We start from the raw sequence: 18,429 nt of genomic DNA, 5'->3' as shown, positions 1-18,429 counted from the left end.
GGCCGGGCCATGATCCGGAAAGCGAATGCCGTGGGGTCGGGGCGCGGGAGCGCCGGGGGCGGGAAGGCAAAGACCGTTGCCGCGACGATCTGCCTGGCTGCCGCGATCCTGGGGGCCGGGGTGGTGGCGGAGCGGGTTGCGACGGCGGCGGAGGGGCCGCCGGCCGGTGCCGCCGATACCCGCCTGTGGCTGCAGACCGACCAGGGCTCCGTCTATCTGGTGCAGGCCGACGGCACCACCTACTGGCACAGGGCGCGACGGGCCGCCGGGTCGAGCCCGGGCCTTCCTGGCTGGCACAGGCGCTCGGACCTGACGGTCTATGTCGCGCCTGACGCGACCGCGGGGCTGCTGCAGCATGCCGGACCGGAGGCGATCTGGCTGGTCGACCCGGCCGCCGGCAGCGTGACCCGCGGCCGCCTGACGCCGGACCGGCGCAAGGCGCTGCCGTCGCAGGCCGGCTGGAACATCCCCTATGCGACCGTGCCCAGGCCGGGCCTGGCGCCGATGCAGTTCTGGGAGCCGGGTCCGCTGGCGCACAGCTTCCGGGAGGTGGCCATCGGCCATCCGGTCGTCGCGGTCAGCGACAGGCCGATTGCGGCGCGGGACTGATACGGCCAAGTATAGGACATGCGGATCGGGCGAAGGCCGCCTGGCCGGAGATACAGGGAAGGAAACGGCGAATGGGCGCCTGGCAGATTGCCCAGTTGAACGTGGGGCATGTGCTGTACCCGGTGGAGGATCCGCGCATGGCGGGTTTCACGGACCGGCTGGACGAGATCAACGCCCTGGCCGATGCCGCGCCCGGCTTCGTCTGGCGCCTGCAGAGCGACAGCGGCAACGCCACCGACATCCTGGTCAGCGACGATCCCAGCTTCCTGGTCAACATGTCGGTCTGGGAAAATGTCGAGGACCTGTTCCGGTTCGTCTATCGCACCGCCCACCAGGGCGTGATGGCGGGCCGCCGGCAATGGTTCGCGCGCCCCGACGGCCCCTACCAGGTGCTGTGGTGGGTGCCCGCAGGCCATCGTCCGACCGCGGAAGAGGCGCTGGAGCGCCTGAAGCTGCTGGAGCGCGAGGGCCCTTCGCCCTTCGCCTTCACCTTCAAGAAGGCCTTCCCCCCGCCCGGCGAGGCCGGGACCGAGCCGGCCGGCCGGCCGTCCGACCTCGAGCCCGATCCCTGGTGCGTCGGCTGGCAATAGGTGCGGCCCCAGCCGGGGTCGGGGGGCGCCCAGGTCAGGGTTTCGGCACCGACTCTGGCAGGATCTGGTCGACGAAGGCCTGGCGGCCTTTGTCGACCTTCAGGATCGTCACGCTTTTCAGGGGAATCCGGCTCTCCCCCGGGAAGCTGATGGTCCCGGTCACGCCCTGATAGCCTTCCAGTCCGGTCAGCCCCTCCAGCACGCCGCCCGGGTCGGTTGCGCCGGCGCGGGTCATGGCGGCGGCGACCAGGCCGGCGGCATCAAAGCCCAGGGCGCCGAAGGCGCCGGGATCCTCGCCCGGACGGGCCGCGGCATAGGCCTTCAGGAAGGCGCCCACCTTCGGGTTCGGATTGTCCGGCGCCAGGTAGACATGGGTGGTGAAGTAGGTGTCCCCGATGTCGGGATGCTTTGCCCAGACCGCTTCGGCATCGTAGCCGTCGCCGCCCAGGATCGGCCCGCGATAGCCGGCCCTGCGGATCAGCGGCACCAGGCGTACGGCATCCTCGGCCGTCTGCACGCTGAGGAACAGCAGGTCGACATCGCCGGAGGCCAGCATGTCGGTGCGCGGCAGATGCGGGATCGCCGCGCCGGGATAGACCTTCTTCGTGGCGACGATCCTGCCGCCCAGCGCGGTGAAGCGTTCGCCGAAATAGCGCTGCAGCAGCTTCGTATAGCTCTCGGTGGGCTCGTAGAAGATCGCGACACGGCGGGCCTTGAGGTGCCGGTAGGCCCATTCCGCGCCGGCTGCCGCCTGCACATTGTCGCCGAAGCAGGCCAGGAAGAGCCAGGTCGGCACCTGGCCGGGCAGCAGCGGGGAGGTGGCGCCGCTGGTCAGGAAGACGCGGGAGGCCGCGGCCGCCACCGGCGCCGCCGCCAGCACATTGTCGGTGTCCGACAGCCCCAGGAAGGCGACGATGCCGGGATCGTCGTTCAGCGCCTGACCGGTCTGCGCGGCCAGGTCCAGCGGCACGCTGTTGCCGTCCACCGCCACCCATTGCAGCGGCCGCCCCTCGACCCCGCCGGCGGCATTGATCTGCCCGATCGCCAGCTGCGCGCCATGGCTGGCGGGGACGTCCAGGATCGCCTGCCCGCCGGTGGTGTTGAAGACGGTGCCGATCTTGATCGGGTCGGCGGCAGCGGCGCTGCCGCTTGCCAGCGGCTGGCCGGCCAGCAGCAGGCCGCCCAGCACAAATCCTGCGGCGATCGCCCATGCGCCGCGGCGCGTCGCGGGTCGGTACCCCATCGCGTTCTCCCTTGCCCGGCCATGGCCGGCCTTTGTCTCGGTTGGCGGCCCGCGACCCACTATAGGGGATTTGCTGCGGATTCAGGGTCCCGTTGCGAGGTCAGGCTCCGGCCAGCCGCGCGACGGAGGCCTGCAGGGCCGGATGCGGCTGCGGAAAGTCCAGCAGGGTTTCCATCAGCCGTGCGGCGCGCAGGACCAGATCTTCGCGGAAGCGGGCGGCGACGATCTGCAGGCCTATCGGCAGGCCCGAATCGGTCAGGCCGCAGGGCAGGGAGCAGGCCGGCTGGCCGGTCAGGTTGAACGGCAGGGTGAAGGGTACCGCCCGCTTGTAGCGGTCATGTGTCGCGCTGCCATAGACCAGGTCCAGGCTTGGCGCCGCGGTCGGCGTGGTGGGTGTCAGCAGGATGTCGTACTGGGCATGGAAGCTGCCGAAGAAGCTGCCCAGTTCGACCCGCGCGTCATGGCCCCGGTAAAAGGCTGCCAGGTCCAGCTTTTCGCCCTCTTCCGCGAAGCGGCGGAAATTCTGGTCCAGCTTTTCCCGCTGCGCCCCGTCCAGGTCGCGGATCAGGGTCGCGAAGCCCAGCCGCCAGTATTCGTGGAAGCGCGGCGCCAGCGGCTCCAGCAGGCTGTCGATGCGGGTGACCGGGATGCCATGGGCCTCCAGCTTCGCCGCGGCCATTTCCACCGCCGCCCGTACCTCCGGCTCGACCTCTGCCTCGCCGAACTGGGTGGTGACGGCGACCCGCAGGCCGTCAATGTCGGGGCGGACATCGGTCCGCCAGTCATGGCCATGATGAGGCAGGCTGTACCAGTCGCGCGGGTCCGGACCGGCCATCACGTTGAGCATCAGGGCAGCATCCGCCACTGACCGCACGATCGGCCCGCTGATGCCCAGGGTGGCGTAGGGGGTCGGCGCCGGGACATGCGGCACCCGGCCGAAGGTCGGCTTCAGCCCGACCAGGCCGCAATAGCTGGACGGGATCCGCACCGAGCCGCCGCCGTCATTGCCATGCGCCAGGGTGCCGACCCCGGCCGCCAGCGCCGCTGCCGCGCCGCCAGAGGAGCCGCCGGGGCTGTGGTCCAGGTTCCAGGGGCTACGGGTGGTGCCGAACAGCGGGCCGTCGGTCATCGCCTTCCAGCCGAATTCCGGCGTTGTGGTCTTGCCCAGGAAGATGGCCCCCGCCTCCCGCAGCCGCGCGACGCAGGGCGAATCCTCCGTCGCCGGCTGCGTGGCGGTGGTGGCGGATCCGCGCCGCATCGGCCAGCCCGCGACATCGACCAGGTCCTTGATGGTGACGGGCACGCCGTCCAGCGGCCCGGCGGGCGCGCCGTCCTGCCAGCGCTGCGCCGAGGCCCTGGCCTGGTCCAGGACTGCGGCCGCCTCCGCCCGGTACTGGAAGGCGTTCAGCTGCGGTTCCACCTTCTCCATGCGCAGCAGCTGCGCCTCCGCCACCGTGACCGGCGACAGGGTGCCGGCGCGGAAGCGGCGCAGCATCTCCGTCGCGGTCATGGTCAGCGAGGCCGCTGCCGCGGTCCCCTGGTGCTCCGGCTGATCGGTCACGATGTTTCTCCCCTCTGGGCGGCGCCCCCGGTGGGCGGTCCGGCCGCAATTCTCCGCCGGGCTGCGGTCCGAGATTGTTTCGGTGCCGGCGGGCGGGCGATGATGGCACGATGACGCAGGACGGTGCGACCCATTCGGATGACGCGGCCGCCGTGACGATGCCCAGGACGATCCGTCCCGTCGCGATGGTGACCGGCGCCTCCGCCGGCATCGGCGCGGCCTTCGCGGAGGCGCTGGCGGCCCGGGGCTACGACCTTGTGCTGACGGCCCGGCGGGAGGAGCGGCTGGCGGCCCTGGCGGCACGGCTGGCAGCGGACCATGACGCGGCCTGCCTGGTGCTGCCGGCCGACCTGGCCGACCCGCAGGCGCCGCAGGCCCTGATGCGTGCCGTGGCGGAGGCCGGCTGGCGGGTCGACATGCTGGTGAACAATGCCGGCTATGCGGTGCCGGGCGATTATGCGGACAGCCTCTGGCTGGCCCAGCGCGATTTCATGACGGTGATGGTAACGGCCGTGGCGGAGCTGAGCCATCTCTGCCTGCCCGGGATGATCGCGCGGGGCCGGGGGCAGATCCTCAACATCGCCTCGCTGGCGGCCTTCCTGCCGGGGGCGCCGGGCAGCACCCAGTACGGCGCGGCGAAGGCCTGGATGCTCCGCTTTTCCGAGGCGCTGTCGCAGGAACTGCGCGGCAGCGGAGTGACGGTCAGCGCGATCTGCCCGGGCTTCACCTACAGCGAGTTCCACGACATCACCGGCAGCCGCGAGACGGTCGCCCGCCTGCCGCGCTGGCTGTGGATGGATGCGCAGGCGGTGGCCCGCCAGGGCATCGACGCGGCCCTGGCGGGCCGTCCGGTGGTGGTGACCGGCCGGGTGAACCGGATCATCGCCCTCGCTTTCCGGCTGATGCCGGCTGCCCTGGCCACGGCGCTGGTGGCGCGTGCCTCCGGCCGCTTCCGTAGGCGCCAGAGCGGCTCTGGCCCGCCTCCTTCGGCCTAGCTAGACTGCGGCCCGAGAATCGGCGGGGCCGGGCGCGGCGCCGCAAGCGGGGAGGGGGATATCGGTGACGCAGCGTGCCGTCTTCTATTACATCTCGGTGATCGGCCTGGTCCTGGTCTGCGTGGTCGGCGCGGCGGTGCCGTGGGTCTTCTGGCTGCTGATCCCGGTTGCCATCTATATCGCGCTCGGCCTGTACGACATCCATCTCAGCCGGATCAACGTGCTGGCCAACTACCCGGTGATCGGACATCTGCGCTACATGTTCGAGTTCATCCGGCCGGAGATCCAGCAGTACTTCATCAACACCAATCTGTCCGGCCGCCCGTTCAACCGCGAGCAGCGGGAGCTGGTCTATCACCGGGCGCAGCACAGCCTGGACACCCTGCCGTTCGGCACCCAGCAGGACATCTACGACATCGGCTATGAAAGCACGGTCCATTCGCTCTCGCCCAAGAAGCTGGGGGAGGAGGATGGCCGCACCACGGTCGGCGGACCGGACTGCAAGCATCCCTACAACGCCTCGCGCCTGAACATCTCGGCAATGAGTTTCGGTGCGTTGAGTCCGAATGCGATCATGGCGATGAACCGGGGCGCGAAGCTGGGCGGCTTCGCCCACAATACCGGCGAAGGCGGCCTCAGCCCCTACCACCTGGAACATGGCGGCGACATCATCTGGCAGATCGGCACCGGCTATTTCGGCTGCCGCACCGCCGATGGCGGCTTCGATCCGGAGCAGTTCCGCAAGAAGGCCGCCCTCGACGTCGTCAAGATGATCGAGATCAAGTTGAGCCAGGGTGCCAAGCCCAGCCATGGCGGCATCCTGCCGGCGGCGAAGATCAGCCGCGAGATCTCGGAGATCCGCGGCGTGCCGCGCGGCCAGGACTGCGTTTCGCCGCCTGCCCATACCCAGTTCGGCACCCCGAAGGCGCTGCTGGAATTCGTCGCCCGCCTGCGGGAGCTGTCGGGCGGCAAGCCGGTCGGCTTCAAGCTCTGCATCGGCGTGAAGAGCGAATTCATGTCGATCTGCAAGGCGATGGTGGAGACCGGCATCACGCCCGACTTCATCACCGTGGACGGGGCCGAGGGCGGCACCGGCGCGGCGCCAGTGGAATTCACCGACTATATGGGCCTGCCGATCAACGAAGGGCTGGCCTTCGTGCATTCCTGCCTGGTGGGCGTGAACCTGCGCCAGAAGATCCACGTCATCGCCAGCGGCAAGGTGGCCAACGGCTTCGACATGGTGACCAAGCTGTCGCTAGGCGCCGACATGTGCAACGCGGCTCGCGCCTTCATGTTCTCCGTCGGCTGCATCCAGGCGCTGCGCTGCAACGACAATTCCTGCCCGACCGGGGTCGCCACCCAGGATCCGAACCGGGCGCGCGCCGTGGACGTGCCGACGAAGTCGGTCTGGGTGAAGAACTTCCACAACGCGACGGTGGAGAGCTTCCTGGACATCTGCGGCGCGATGGGCATCGACCATCCCGACGCGCTGGGCCCCGGCCATATCTTCCGCCGGGTGGAGAACGAGACGATGAAGACCTATGGCGAGATCTATCCCTACCTGCAGCCGGGCGAGCTGCTGGGGGAGGAGATCAGCCCCGTCTATGCCGCTGAATGGGCGCGGGCCAGCGCCTCCGCCTTCTGAGCGGCGTCACAAACGGTCATCCAGGCGCAGGATTCCAGCCCAAAGTCGGTGGCAATCGAACCGGCACCCCGCGATTATGGACGGGGGCGGCCACTGCCGGCCGCCCGGGCGGGGCGTTTGGGGGAGGGTGCCGGTGGCCGACGCGTACGAGACCTACGAGTTCATCGCCGACGACCTGAGATTCCGTGACGAGGACATCCTCGCCTTCCGGGTCGTGGAGAGCGTGTCCGGGATCCGCCAGACCCTGCCGGCGCGGCCGCCGGTCTTTGCGCTCAACGAGATGCCGTCGGCACCGCCGGCCTTGTCGCCGTTCCAGGACCGGGACTTTCCGCATCTGGAACCCAGCCTGGGCCTGCCGGAAGGACCGCCGCCGCCCTTCTATTTCTGGATCCGGGTGCAGCGCGCCGGCGTGCGCAGCCATATGCGGGTGTCGCGCATCCTGCACAAGGCGGCCAGCCTGACCATCGGCCGCGGCGCCGATTCCCGCACCTTCCATGGCGAGATCTTCCGCGCCCGCCACCTCAGCGGCGCCAGCCAGGCCAGGGCCGCCTACGACCTGTTCGTCTATCCCTGGATCTGGTCGCTGGCCTTCAGCCGCAAGTCGCGGGTCTGGAGCGGCAGCATCCTGGACGTGCTGGACCAGATCGTCGACGACTATCCCGACGCCGTGAAGTCGCGTGCGGTGGTGAACACGGCCGGACTGAAGACAAGGCCCCGCAATCACGAATACCTGATCCAGCACAACGAAAGCGACTACAACTTCATCAACCGCCATTTCGAACGCGAAGGGATCTTCTACTACATCGCGCATGAGCCGGCGGGCTATCAGGTCGTCCTGGGGCAGGACAACGGCCATTTCCGCGTCGGCCAGCTGTTCGGACGCCGGCTGGCGCTGTCGGAGGGGCGGGTACCCACCGGCAACGAGCCGGCGGACGTGGTCTCCGACCTGGTCTACGAGGCACAGACCGTGCCGCAGCAATACGTCACCCGCGACTACAACCCGCGCAATGCCGGCGCCCGGCTGCAGGGCAAGGCGCCGACAATCGACCATGCGCAGCAGGTGTTCCAGTATCCCGGCATGTTCGACGAACTGCTGGAAGGCGCCGACCGGGTGTCGCCCCGGCGCAACCGCGCCCAGCAGTCGCACCGGCTGCTGGCCACCGGCGCCTCGCGCTCCCAGTTCATCGCCGCGGGCGAGGAGGTGGTGCTGCCCTACGACCTGGAATGGGGCACACCGAGCGAGTTCGCCGACAGCAGCTTCTTCATCCGGCAGGTGGTGCACGACATGGTGCGCCACGCCCGCGACGGGCTGGAGCAGCCGGATTTCAGCAACGTGTTCGAGGCGCAGAAGCTGGAGTTCCAGTACAGCCCGTCGCAGCTGACCCCCTATCCGGAGCTCAACACCGCGCAGATCGCGGTGGTGGAGACCGCCGCCCCCGGCCAGCAGGTCGATGTCGACCAGTTCAATCGGCCGCTGGTGTCGTTCAAGTGGGACAACTGGGGCACAAAGGTCCGGCTGCGGCTGGCGCAGGGCTGGGCGGGCGGCAATCACGGCATGCAGGTGCTGCCGCGGGTCGGCGACGAGGTGCTGGTCGCCTATGTCGACGACCACCCGGACCGGCCGGTAATCGTCGCCAGCCTGTACAACAGCCGCAACCGCATGCCCTTCGAGCCCAGCCGCAGCGGCGAGTTCTCCGAGCTCAGCAAGGCGTCGGGCCCGCACCGCCGCCTGACCGGCATTTCGGATGCCGGCGGCAACCGGGTCTTCATGTTCGACGACCAGGGCGCGGAGCGGCTGGTGACGACGGCCGGGCGCGACCGCGACGACATGACGGCGAACCGCTGGACCACCGCGTCCTACCAGACGGTGGAATATGTCCACGACGCCAAGCTGGAGCAGATCGGCGGCGGCTACACCCTGACGATCGAGGGCGACACCAAGGTCGTCATCAAGGGCGATGTCGACGTGAAGATCCTGGGCTCCTTCACCTTCACGCACGAATGACCGGCCCCCACGGCAAACCGGACGGCGAGGCGGCGGAGCGGGAGCAGGCGCTGCGCGAGGCGCTCGACGCGGCGGACCAGCATCTGCGGCGCGGGCGGCTGGAGGAGGCGGGCGAGGTCTACCGCCGGGTCCTGGAGCTGGAGCCGCGCAACTTCGAGGCAATGGTCGGCATCGGCGACCTGCTGCTGGCGCGCGGCCAGCCGGGCGATGCCCTGATGGCTTATGGCAATGCGCAGAAGCAGCACCCGCAAGGGTCGGCGCGGCTGTTCGTCAACAAGGGCGGCGCCCTGGCCGCGGTGCAGGAGGTCGAGGCGGCCGTCGGCAGCTTCCGCCGTGCCCATGCGCTGGAGCCGGACAATCCGGACATTCTGTGCAACCTGGGCAGCGTCCTGGTGGAGGCAGGCGAGCCGGCGGCGGCGATCGCCGTCTTCCGCGATGTGCAAGAGCTGCGGCCGGACGCACCGCAGAGCCATTTCGGCATGGCGCTGGCGATCCAGGCGATGAGCGACGCGGCCTGGCGCGAGGCGGCGCCCGGCAGCGACCGGATCGAGGCGGCCATCGCCGCCTATCGCGCCGCGTTGGACTGCGATCCCGCATTCGCGCAGGCGGCGGTTAATCTGGCGCAGCTTCTATTGGCGCGGGGCGAGGCGGAGGCCGCGCTGGACCTTGTCGAGCGGGCGGAGTTGCAGGTGCCGCGCGACCTGCCGCTGCTGATGACCAAGGCGCAGGTGCATGATGCCCTGGGCAGCAGGGGCCTTGCCGTCGTGGCGCTGGAAAATGCGGTCCTGGCCCATCCCGACAGCCTGGATGCGCGGGCGGCCCTGGCCCAGGCCGCACTGTCGGCCGGCAAGCGCAACCGGTCGATGGCCGCCAGCATGGAAGTGCTGGCCCGCGACCCGGAGCATCGGGCGGCGAAGTTCTGCCTCGGGCTCGGCCTGATCGAGGACGGCAAGTTCGGCAAGGCGCGCGAACTGCTGGGCCAGATCGCGGATCTGTCGGATGCCCGCCGCCTGCTGCAGTTCCTCGACATGACGGAGGGCAAGACCGACGCCTGGGCGCTGCTGGCGGCGGAGGCCGGGCCTGGGCCGGCAGGTGCCGCGCGCTGGGACGGGCAGGCGGTGCCGGGCACCCTGACCATAGACGCGACGGGGGTCGATCCGCAGCTGGTGATCGCGCTCGCCCGCCTGGTGCCGCAGGCGGCCGCGCGGGCCGGCCGGCTGGTCCTGTGCTGCGAGCCGGTCTTCGGTCCCCTGCTGCAGTCGCTGGACGGTGTGGCGGAGCTGCGCTTCGAGGCGGCGGCTGGGGCGGCCGAGGACGCCCGCCTGGCGCTGCCGGCCCTGCCGTCGGTCCTGGGCCTGCGCGGCCGCGCGCTGCCGGGTGACATTCCCTATCTCGTCCCGGCTCCGGGGCGCGATCGTCCCTGGCCGGCATCCCTGTTCGTCGCGAACGAACCCGTCGTCATCGTCTGCTGGCGCGAAGCCGGCACGGCCTTCGGGCCCGACCAGGACCTGCCGTTCAGGACCCTGGAGCCGCTGTTCGACGGTATGCCGGTGCGCTTCCTGTCGCTCAGCTACCAGACCGGCGCGAACGACGCGGCGCTGATGGAGGATTTCGGCATCGGCGACCTGGCGGGGCTATGCCGGGACCTGGACGATGTCGCCGCCGCGCTGTCGCTGGCGGACCTGGTGATCTCCGCCGACGGGCTGATCCCGCACCTGGCCGGCGCATTGGGACGGGAATGCTGGGCCGCCCTGCCGGTGCTGCCCGGCTGGCTCTGGGGCCGGCGCGGCCTAGTGGCGGAAGCCTATCCCAGCGTGCGGACCTTCCGCGCCGCCCGCACCGGCGACTGGCCGGCCGTGGTCGACGATCTCCGCGGCGAGCTGCGCGCCCGGATCGGCTGAGGGCGCCTCACCCCATATGGATGCGGGCGCCGTCGAAGCGCATATCCTCGGTCGAGACATGGACGATGTGGTGCGCCTGGTTGGTGATCAGGCGCTCGGCATTGACCGCCACCTCGCCGGCCTTCAGCTGGTCCAGTTCCTCCACCGTGCGGGTGGCGCGCTGGTGCCGGCCGGAGACCGAGCGGACCAGCGACAGCAGCCGTTCGCCCAGCAGCTGCAGGCTGCCGATCCGGGCCAGCGCCGCGCGGCTTTCCAGCATCACGCTGGCGATCCGGAAAGTGCCGGCGCCGGCCTCCATGTCGGCCGTGGCCGCCTTCATCTGCAGCGCTGTCGCAGCCTCCAGGACCATGGTGCCGGCACTCAGGGTGAGGGGCCCCTGGGCGGCATCGACATGCAGGCCGCCGGCCGGGCTGAGCACCGGCGGCCGGTCGGCGGCGGCACGCACCAGCACCGAGAGGATGTAGACCCTGGTTCCGGTGCCGTCCCGGCAGGCGCCGCAAAGCACCAGGTCGCCCGGCTCCGGCAGGATCAGGCAGCCGGCGGCCATGCCGGCCTCGGATTCCGCGCCGTCGGCCCCGCAGGCCAGGTGGAAGCGGCGCGGATCGGCGGTGCCGCCCAGCACATGGGCGGAGAAGACATGCTCGCCGGCCATGTCCGTACCGCGTGCCGGACCGGTCGGCGAACTGTTCCGCGGCGCCTCTGCCAGCCTTGTCTCGGTCATCTTCGGGTTCTCCCTGTGCCGGCCCGGAGCGATCAGGCCTTCGCCCCGGCCTTGCGCGCGGTGGGCCAGTCCTCCGCACGCTTCAGTTCCTCGTCGTCGCCCAGCGCGGCCTTGCGGTTCGCGCGCCGCCAGTCGGTCCGTTCCTCGATCGCGCGATGGAAGCGCGCCCGGTGGAGATTGGCGCCGCTGCCGTCGACATCGGTCAGGTCGGCATGGCCGAACAGCGCATGTTCCAGGCCGCAGTCCCGCAGCACGGCGCCGGTCAGCACCGCCTTGCCGAAATTCGCATGCTTCGCCTGCGCCCCGGCGAGGTCGGCCTGGGCCAGCTTCGCCTCAGTGAAATTGGCGCCGCCCAGCTGCGCGCCCGCCAGGGTCGCGCCGGTCAGGTCGGCACCGGTGAAGATGCCGTTGGCGATGCCGGCCCCGGTGAAATCGCAGCCCGCCAGGTCGGCGGCGAAGAAGTTGCAGCGATCGAGGCGGGCGCCGCGCAGGCTGCAGCGCGGCATCTTCGCCTTGATGAACTGGGTCTGAGTGAAATCGTGGCTGTCGAAGCTGCGTCCCGGCAGCACCGCCTCGACGATGTTGCAGCGGTTAAGCCGCACCCCATGCAGCCGTGCCTCCGCCAGGTCGGGCTTCACCAGCACGCATTGCAGCAGCACGGCGCCGGTCAGGTCGATGGCGCCTGTGTCGCAGTTGACGAAGGCGCAGCGCTCGTAGGTCCCCCCCGACAGGTCAGCCTTCTGCAGGATCGTGCTCGCGATGGCGCAGCGCTTCAGCTGCCGGGGCAGGCGGCAGCCGCTGAGGTCCAGCTTGCTGAGGATGGCGCCGTCCAGCGCGACCCGGTGCAGGTCGGCGCCGCGGAGAAAACCATCCGACAGGGTCGCGCTCGGCAGCTGCGCGGCGCCGAACTGCGTGCCTTCCCAGCTGCAGCCGCTGAACATCGCGGAGGTGGCGTCCGTCCCGTCCAGCAGGGCATCGTCGAAACGGCAGTTGTTGAAGACGCCGGAGGACAGGTTGCTGCCGCGCAGGTCGGCGCCTCGGAAGCTGCAGCCCTCCCACAGCGCATGGCTGAGGTCGAGGCCGCGCAGATCCTCGCCATCGGTGTCGATGCGGGTCAGCACCTGGCAGCCGTTATATTCGTGCAGCAGCTCGTCGCGGGACATGAAGACGGTGCCGCTGACCGCCTCCTCGATCTCGCGCTGCATCCCACTCAGGATGCTCTCGTTCGGGGCGCTCTCGGCCATCTCGCGTGCCCCGCGTCAGGTCAGGGTCATCGTCACCACCTGGCTGGGGACCAGCTTGGCGCCGATGGCATTGTTGCCGTTATGGCTGGTGGGCGAGGTCATCTTGTCGACCGGCTGGCCGTTCACGAAGACGGTCATCGAGGGCAGGATCGTCCGCTCCGGCCCGGAATCCTGGCCCGAGGCGACCCCCATGCCGACGCCGGGCTCGTCGCCCTCGCTGAGTTCGGTCACCCCGGACACCACGTGGGCCGGGCCGCAGCCGTAGAAGACCGACGGCATGAAGGGCAGGTTCAGCGGCTCCTCCGCCGTGTTCGGATAGGGGATCGGCACCGAGCCGACCGGGGTCGGCGTCTTGCAGACATCGGGAAAGCCCAGGCTCTGCCCGCCCATCGAGGTGTTGTTGAACATCCGCCTTCTCGTCCCCCGTCAGGGTGCGTTCGACCGGTCGAGCTGAGTCTTGGCCAGGTTGGCCGTGCCCAGATCCGTCTTGCGGAACGCGGCCTTCATCAGGTTTGCGCCATAGAGGTTTGCGCCCTGCAGCTTCGCACCGTCGAAGCGGGCGTGCAGCAGGTTGGCGCGCATCGCATCGGTGCCCTCTAGGCGGGCATCCGTCAGGTTGGCGCGCATCATCACGGCATTCCGCAGATGGCTGCCCGACAGATCCGCGCCGGTCAGGTCGCTCTGCATGAAGTTGCCGCCGGTCAGCAGGCTGTCGGCGATCATCGCGCCCCGCAGCGACGCCATGCTCAGGTTGCAGGATGGCATCGTGCAGCCCAGGAAGCTCGCCCCGTCCAGGTTCGTCGTGCCGCCGACGGCGAACTGCACGATGCTGCAGCCGTTGAAGCGGGCGCCGGGTGCGATGCAGTTGAGCATCAGCAGCCCCTTGCCGGCGGCGCCGTCGAAATGGGCGCCCGGCAGCCGGCAGGCCGCGAAGGTGGCCCCTGCCAGTTTCGCCTTGCGGAAGTCCGCGGTCGGCATCTCGCAGCGGTCGAACATCGTGCCCGACAGGCTGGCGCCGGCGAAGCTGGCGCCAGGCATGCGGGCATCGACGAAGCGCGTGTCGGTCAGGGTGCCGCCGTCGAAGGACAGGCGTTCGCCCGCGACCCCGGTCAGGATCAGCCCGCTCAGGTCCGCCCCGTTGAACAGGGTCGCGTCCATCCGCGCCTTGTCCAGGTTGGCACCCTTCAGGCTGGCGCCGGACAGGTTCGCGCGGCTCAGGTCGGCATGGGCCAGCCCGGCCCCTTCCAGATTTGTCCCGATCAGCGAGGCACCGGTGAAGTCGCTGCCGGTGAAATCGACCCCGGCCAGGTTCATGCCGTCCAGCCGCCGGCCACTCAGGTCCAGGCCGGCCATGGCGGGGTCCGCCGGCGGCTGGCCCGAGGATAGGGCCGCGGCCAGGACACGGGCCTTCGCCGCCTGGCGGCTGGCCGGCAAGCGGGCCGGCGGCGGCAGCAGGTGGGCGCCGTCGCGCTTCATGGCGGCGATGCCGCCGGCGGCCTCCCGCAGATGGCCGGCCATCTCGCCCTGCAGGTCCGGCGGCAGTGCGGCTGCCAGTTCGCCGGCTCGGTCCGGCGGCAGCATTCCGTCGCCCTGGTGAAGGGTGCGCATGATCCGCGCGGCGACATCGTCGGGGTCGGTCTCCGCCTCCGCCTGCGACCGCGCCAGCAGGTCGTCGAAATCATAGCCGAAGCGGCCCGCCACCTGCCGCGCGGCGCGCAGGGTCTCGAAGGTCTCGCCGCGCGCCAGGCGTTCCACCTTTTCGGCGATGGCCTGCATCTGCGCGTTGAAAGCGTCCGCGTCCGCCTGGCTGTTCAGGGTCAATCCCTTCAGCGCCTCGCACGCGGCCATGATCTCCTTCAGCTCCGGCGGTTCCTTCGGCGGACCTGCCGGCGGTTCCTCCTTCAGCGGGGCGAGCCCTGCGGCCGCCATCGTCGCGGCGGCCTTCGCGCGCCCCTTGTCGAACAGGCGGACGAGGCGCGGCGGCACCCCCTGGTTCTCGCGCGGGACGAGCGGCCGGATCGTGCGGGCGGCCTCCAGGGTCGGCTCGTCCCAGCCCAGGGGGCAGATATCGTCGGTCGCCAGCAGCGCCATCGCGCCGCCCGCAGGGTCGCGCCGCCGTTCCAGCGCTTGATGCCAGTGGGTCGGCGGGCGCGGCGCATCCTCCTGCCACTCGAAACCGGCGATCAGGTAGCCGATGTCCAGCGCGTCCAGCCCCTCCACCGCCACGCTGCCGTGATGGGCCAGGATGCCGCGCCCGATCTCCGGGAACAGGAACAGGGTGTCGGCATGCAGCGGCACTTCGTCGAAACCGGGTGCCGCCGTGCCGGCCGGCTTCCGCTCCACGAAGCAGCGCGCGCGCAGGCCGGGCAGGTGGCCGGACTGGACCGGCCGGTCCGGGTGCATGCCCTCCAGCCGGAACGCTTCGCGGCCGGCGAAATAGCCCGGCAGGACCTGATCGGGCGGTGCGGCCAGGAAGAAGTCGGGATCGATGTCCGCCGGATAGCCCGGGTGGTGGTGCCGGAACCAGCGCGCGTCGTAGGTGCCGGCCAGCTTCTGCCGCGCCGGCAGGGTCAGCGGCCGCGGCGCCATCGCGGCGGGGCGGATATGGTCGTCCGGCAGGGCCATCGGCTCGTCGGGATATTCTAGGCAGGGCAGCGGCCGGCGCCCGTCGGCATTGGCCCGGCCCCAATGGCCGATGCCGTCCGGATTGTCGCTGCAGTCATGGCCGCCGAACGCATGGCGCCAGTCCAGCGGCAGGCTGGCGAGCGGAACCGGGGCGCTGGCATGGACCCGTCCGACAGGGGAGCGCAGCCATTCCCGGTGGCCGGATACCCGCAGCCGCTTGTCGATCGCCTCGCCCAGCTGCAGGCGCACATGCCCGCTCGGTACCGCCTGGCCGCCGGCGGCATGGAAGGCGCCGTGCACCAGGACCTCGGCCCGGGGCTTCGGGTCGCAGGGGTCGAGCACCTGCTGGCCCAGGACCGGCATGATCTCCTGCCACATGTCCTGTTCCAGCCCGATGCGCCGCGGTGCATCGAAGGGGAAGTAGCTCAGCAGGGCGACTGCCAGCCGGGCCTGCCCGGCATGCATCACCACCCGGCTCAGATAGCCCAGGCGCAGTGGCTTGTAGACCTTCACCGCGGGGCCCGTCAGACCGAGGACTTCATCGTCTTGGTGCCGCAATACATTGCGGTGGTGCCGGCCTTCACGCCTTTCTGTACCGCCTCGGCGATCGTCTCGATCTTCGCCATCGGGCTGACCGCCGCGCTCACGCCCTTGACATCGATGACGGTATCGACCGCCTCCTTGGCATAGGCGGAGACGCCGACCTCCGACGACAGGGCCGTGAACTTGTCATAGAGCTTCGGATTGATGGTCAGATTGATGCCCGGCAGGTAGATCTTCATGCCGGTCGAGGACTTCTGGTAGATGTCCTTCATCATGCCGATATAGGGGCTGGCCAGAAGGCTCAGGTTGATGGTCGTGCTGGTCCCGTTGTTGGTGGTCTCCGACACGCCGAAGTTCAGCCAGTACCAGTCCTTCTTGCCCTGTGCATTCAGGTCGTTCGCCATCGTCCTTCGTCCCGGCCTGCCAATGATCCGGCTTCCGCCCGCGACAACCGGTTCACCACCGGGTCACGGCCGCGACGAACCGTTCCCCGTCATTGTTGGGACCGGGCCGGGTTCTGCAAGGCCAATCAGCCAAGCCGGTGGAGGATGTCGCGGCGCCACCGCCCATGTCACCGGACTTTCGTCTGGCATGGTGGCCGCTGGCATGCCGGAATGGGGCGACCGCCGGACCGGACCGCGCTACCGGTCATTGCGGGTGAACAGGCGGGCGAGGTCGGGGGGCGTGGGCCTGCCCTCCGCTTGGGCCAGCCGGGTCAGGCTCCGCTGCAGGGCCTCCTCCGCCCGGATCAGCGAGGCGGCATTGTCGCTGCCCGTACCGGCATCGGCGCGCAGGAACCGGACATAGCTGCGTTCGGCCTCCTTCAGCGCCGCGTTCAGCCGGGCCGGTGACGCCGCCGGTTCCGCTGTCTTTTCGCCATGCGCCGCCTCGCCGGCTTTCTCCGCCTCTTCCTCCAGTTTCTTGGCCATGTGCGGATCCCAGCCGAACCGTTTCGCGGCCTCCACCGCGCGGTCGAACGCCAGCAGAGGCAGACCGTGCAGGATCTCGGCCTTCAGGCTCAGCGCGGCTTCGGCCGCGGCCTTCTGCGCCGCCTTCTCGATGGCTTGCTTCGTGGCGGCCTTCGCGACGGCTTCCTTCGCGGCGTCCTGTGCGGCCTTCTCGGCCGCTTCCCTGGCCGCCTTCTCCAGTGCCTGCTTCTCCGCCCCGTGGGCGGCCTTCTTGGCAGCCGCTTCCGCCGCCTTCTCGATCTGCTCCTCGGCTTCCTTGTAGGCCCTGTCCTGCGCGACCTGCCTGGCATTTGCCTTGATCTCGTTGGCCAGGGCGTCTGCGGCCTCTTTGGCGGCGGCCTCGCGGGCCTCCCGTTCGGCGGCGGCCCTGGCCTCGGCTTCCGCCTGCGCCTTCGCCGCGTCCTTCGCGGCCTGTTGGGCCGCCTCCCGGGCGGCCTTGGCGGCAGCGGTCTCCTTGGCGGCCTGCTCCGCCGCCTGCTTTCCCGCCGCCGCGGCGGCTTCCTTTTCGGCCGCCCGCTCCGCGGCGGCCTCCGCATCGTGCGACGCCGCTGCTGCCGCCTCCTTCGCGATCTCCGCCTTGGCTTCGGCGATGGCCGCCTTTTCCGCTGCGGCCGCGGCATCCTTGCCGCCGGCTTTGGCCGCGGCTTCCGCCGCCTCCTTCGCAGCGGTCCTGGCCGCCTCTTCCGCAGCCTTCGTGGCCGCGTCGGCGGCCTGCCTGGCGGTCGACGCGGCCGCCTTGGCCGTCCGGGCGGCCTCCTCGGCGGCCTGGCTGCCGGCCTTTTCGCCCGCTTCCTTCGCCGTCGCCTCCGCCGCCGCCTCCGCTGCCTTTGCGGCTTTCTCCGCCGCTTCCTTCGCCGCCTGCCTGGCGGCACCGGCGGCCTCTTCGGCGGCCTTTTCGGCGGCTTCCTTGGCCTGCTGCTCGGCGACCTTCGCGGCGGCACCCTTCGCCGCCTCCGCGGCGTCTTCGGCGGCCTTCTCCGCCGCCGCCCGGGCCGCCTTCGCCGCCTCGGCGGCCTTGTCGGCCGCCTCCTTCGCGGCCCTTTCCCCCGCCTCCCTGCCGGCCTGCTTGGCGGCGTTCAGGCCCTCGGCGGCGGCCTTCTCGGCCGCCTTCTCCGCAGCCTCCTTGGCCGGCTTCTTCGCCGCCGTCTCCGCGGCGTCCTTCGCCGCCTTCTCTGCCGCATCCTTCCCGGCATCGCCGGCGACCGTCCTGGCCGCATCCTTGGCGGCGGTTCCCGCCGCCTCCCGGGTGGCCTTGCCGGCGGCCTCCTCGGCGATCGCACCGACCGGCACCGCGGCCAGCGACCCCACGCCGGGCCCGGGCGGGTCCTGCACCTGCGGCGCACCGCCGCCCTCATCGTTGTGCTGCTGGGCGTCGACATTGATGTCGGCGCCGGCGACTTGGGCGCCGGTGCCCAGATTCTCGCGGATTCCGGCATAGATCTGGCTGCGCAGCCCCTCGGCGGAGAGCTTTTTCTTGTTCACCCCGACCTTTGCCGCATTGGCCTTGGCGCTGGCGCCCTTGATCGCGGTCTCGCCCGTGGTCTTCGCCAGGGTCATGCCGGGGGCCAGGAACTTCAGGGCCGGGCCGCCGCTGAACTCCAGGTTCGTCAGCGCGACGAGATAGAGATAGGCCGAGATGCCGAAATACATCGTGACGTTGCGGTCATAGTACTTCGTGAACGACGCCCCCAGGCTGAAGTCGAAGACGAAGGAGGTCGTGCATTTGTACTGGTCGGCATTATAGGTCCCCGACCAGACCGGCTGCTGGGCCATTCCGGT

The 18,429-nt window shown here is 70.4% G+C and carries 14 protein-coding genes; 6 read left to right on the top strand and 8 right to left on the bottom strand.

The annotated features are described in order from the left end of the window. Positions 1-9 precede the first annotated feature (9 nt). A complete protein-coding gene (locus ACFOGJ_RS06635; protein ID WP_379899047.1) occupies positions 10-609 on the top strand; it encodes a hypothetical protein in 600 nt (199 codons plus the stop codon). A gap of 71 nt (positions 610-680) precedes the next feature. Further along, a complete protein-coding gene (locus tag ACFOGJ_RS06630; protein ID WP_379899046.1) occupies positions 681-1,199 on the top strand; it encodes a DUF3291 domain-containing protein in 519 nt (172 codons plus the stop codon). Between the two features lie 34 nt (positions 1,200-1,233). On the opposite strand, the gene ACFOGJ_RS06625 is transcribed toward ACFOGJ_RS06630, so the two are convergent. Beyond that, complete coding sequence (locus ACFOGJ_RS06625; RefSeq protein WP_379899044.1) at positions 1,234-2,442, bottom strand: ABC transporter substrate-binding protein; 1,209 nt, start codon at positions 2,440-2,442, stop codon at positions 1,234-1,236. A 100-nt stretch (positions 2,443-2,542) separates the two neighbouring features. After that, positions 2,543-4,003 carry an amidase gene (locus ACFOGJ_RS06620; RefSeq protein WP_379899043.1) on the bottom strand — a complete coding sequence of 487 codons (1,461 nt, stop codon included), beginning with the start codon at positions 4,001-4,003 and terminating at the stop codon, positions 2,543-2,545. Positions 4,004-4,113: 110 nt separating this feature from the next. On the opposite strand from ACFOGJ_RS06620, the gene ACFOGJ_RS06615 reads away from it, so the two are divergent. From ACFOGJ_RS06615 to ACFOGJ_RS06600, 4 genes are all read left to right on the top strand, one after another. Further along, a complete protein-coding gene (locus ACFOGJ_RS06615; RefSeq protein WP_379899042.1) occupies positions 4,114-4,998 on the top strand; it encodes an SDR family NAD(P)-dependent oxidoreductase in 885 nt (294 codons plus the stop codon). 64 nt (positions 4,999-5,062) lie between these two features. Next, complete coding sequence (locus ACFOGJ_RS06610; protein WP_379899041.1) at positions 5,063-6,643, top strand: FMN-binding glutamate synthase family protein; 1,581 nt, start codon at positions 5,063-5,065, stop codon at positions 6,641-6,643. A gap of 133 nt (positions 6,644-6,776) precedes the next feature. Further along, entirely contained in the window at positions 6,777-8,648 is a 1,872-nt protein-coding gene (locus tag ACFOGJ_RS06605; RefSeq protein WP_379899040.1) for a type VI secretion system Vgr family protein, read from the top strand. Further along, positions 8,645-10,549 carry a tetratricopeptide repeat protein gene (locus tag ACFOGJ_RS06600; RefSeq protein WP_379899039.1) on the top strand — a complete coding sequence of 635 codons (1,905 nt, stop codon included), beginning with the start codon at positions 8,645-8,647 and terminating at the stop codon, positions 10,547-10,549. The genes ACFOGJ_RS06605 and ACFOGJ_RS06600 overlap by 4 nt, the downstream gene beginning before the upstream one ends. Before the next feature lie 7 nt (positions 10,550-10,556). On the opposite strand, the gene ACFOGJ_RS06595 is transcribed toward ACFOGJ_RS06600, so the two are convergent. From ACFOGJ_RS06595 to ACFOGJ_RS06570, 6 genes are all read right to left on the bottom strand, one after another. Then, the gene (locus ACFOGJ_RS06595) at positions 10,557-11,270 is read right to left on the bottom strand and encodes a DUF3540 domain-containing protein (protein ID WP_379899038.1); all 714 of its coding nucleotides are present in this window, start codon (positions 11,268-11,270) and stop codon (positions 10,557-10,559) included. A 32-nt stretch (positions 11,271-11,302) separates the two neighbouring features. Continuing rightward, the gene (locus ACFOGJ_RS06590; RefSeq protein WP_379899037.1) at positions 11,303-12,514 is read right to left on the bottom strand and encodes a pentapeptide repeat-containing protein; all 1,212 of its coding nucleotides are present in this window, start codon (positions 12,512-12,514) and stop codon (positions 11,303-11,305) included. A gap of 15 nt (positions 12,515-12,529) precedes the next feature. Next, a complete protein-coding gene (locus ACFOGJ_RS06585) occupies positions 12,530-12,922 on the bottom strand; it encodes a DUF4150 domain-containing protein (RefSeq protein WP_379899036.1) in 393 nt (130 codons plus the stop codon). Positions 12,923-12,940: 18 nt separating this feature from the next. After that, positions 12,941-15,652, bottom strand: coding sequence for a DUF2169 domain-containing protein (locus ACFOGJ_RS06580; RefSeq protein WP_379899034.1), 2,712 nt, complete (start codon positions 15,650-15,652; stop codon positions 12,941-12,943). Positions 15,653-15,663: 11 nt separating this feature from the next. Continuing rightward, positions 15,664-16,086 carry a hypothetical protein gene (locus tag ACFOGJ_RS06575; RefSeq protein WP_379899033.1) on the bottom strand — a complete coding sequence of 141 codons (423 nt, stop codon included), beginning with the start codon at positions 16,084-16,086 and terminating at the stop codon, positions 15,664-15,666. A gap of 237 nt (positions 16,087-16,323) precedes the next feature. Continuing rightward, the gene (locus tag ACFOGJ_RS06570) at positions 16,324-18,423 is read right to left on the bottom strand and encodes a hypothetical protein (RefSeq protein ID WP_379899032.1); all 2,100 of its coding nucleotides are present in this window, start codon (positions 18,421-18,423) and stop codon (positions 16,324-16,326) included. Positions 18,424-18,429 lie beyond the last annotated feature (6 nt).

The organism is Marinibaculum pumilum (assembly GCF_042646425.1).
In the GTDB taxonomy this organism is placed as follows: domain Bacteria; phylum Pseudomonadota; class Alphaproteobacteria; order Ferrovibrionales; family Ferrovibrionaceae; genus Marinibaculum; species Marinibaculum pumilum.
Note: the sequence above shows the minus strand (reverse complement) of the source record. Positions and strands in the feature narration are given on the sequence as shown.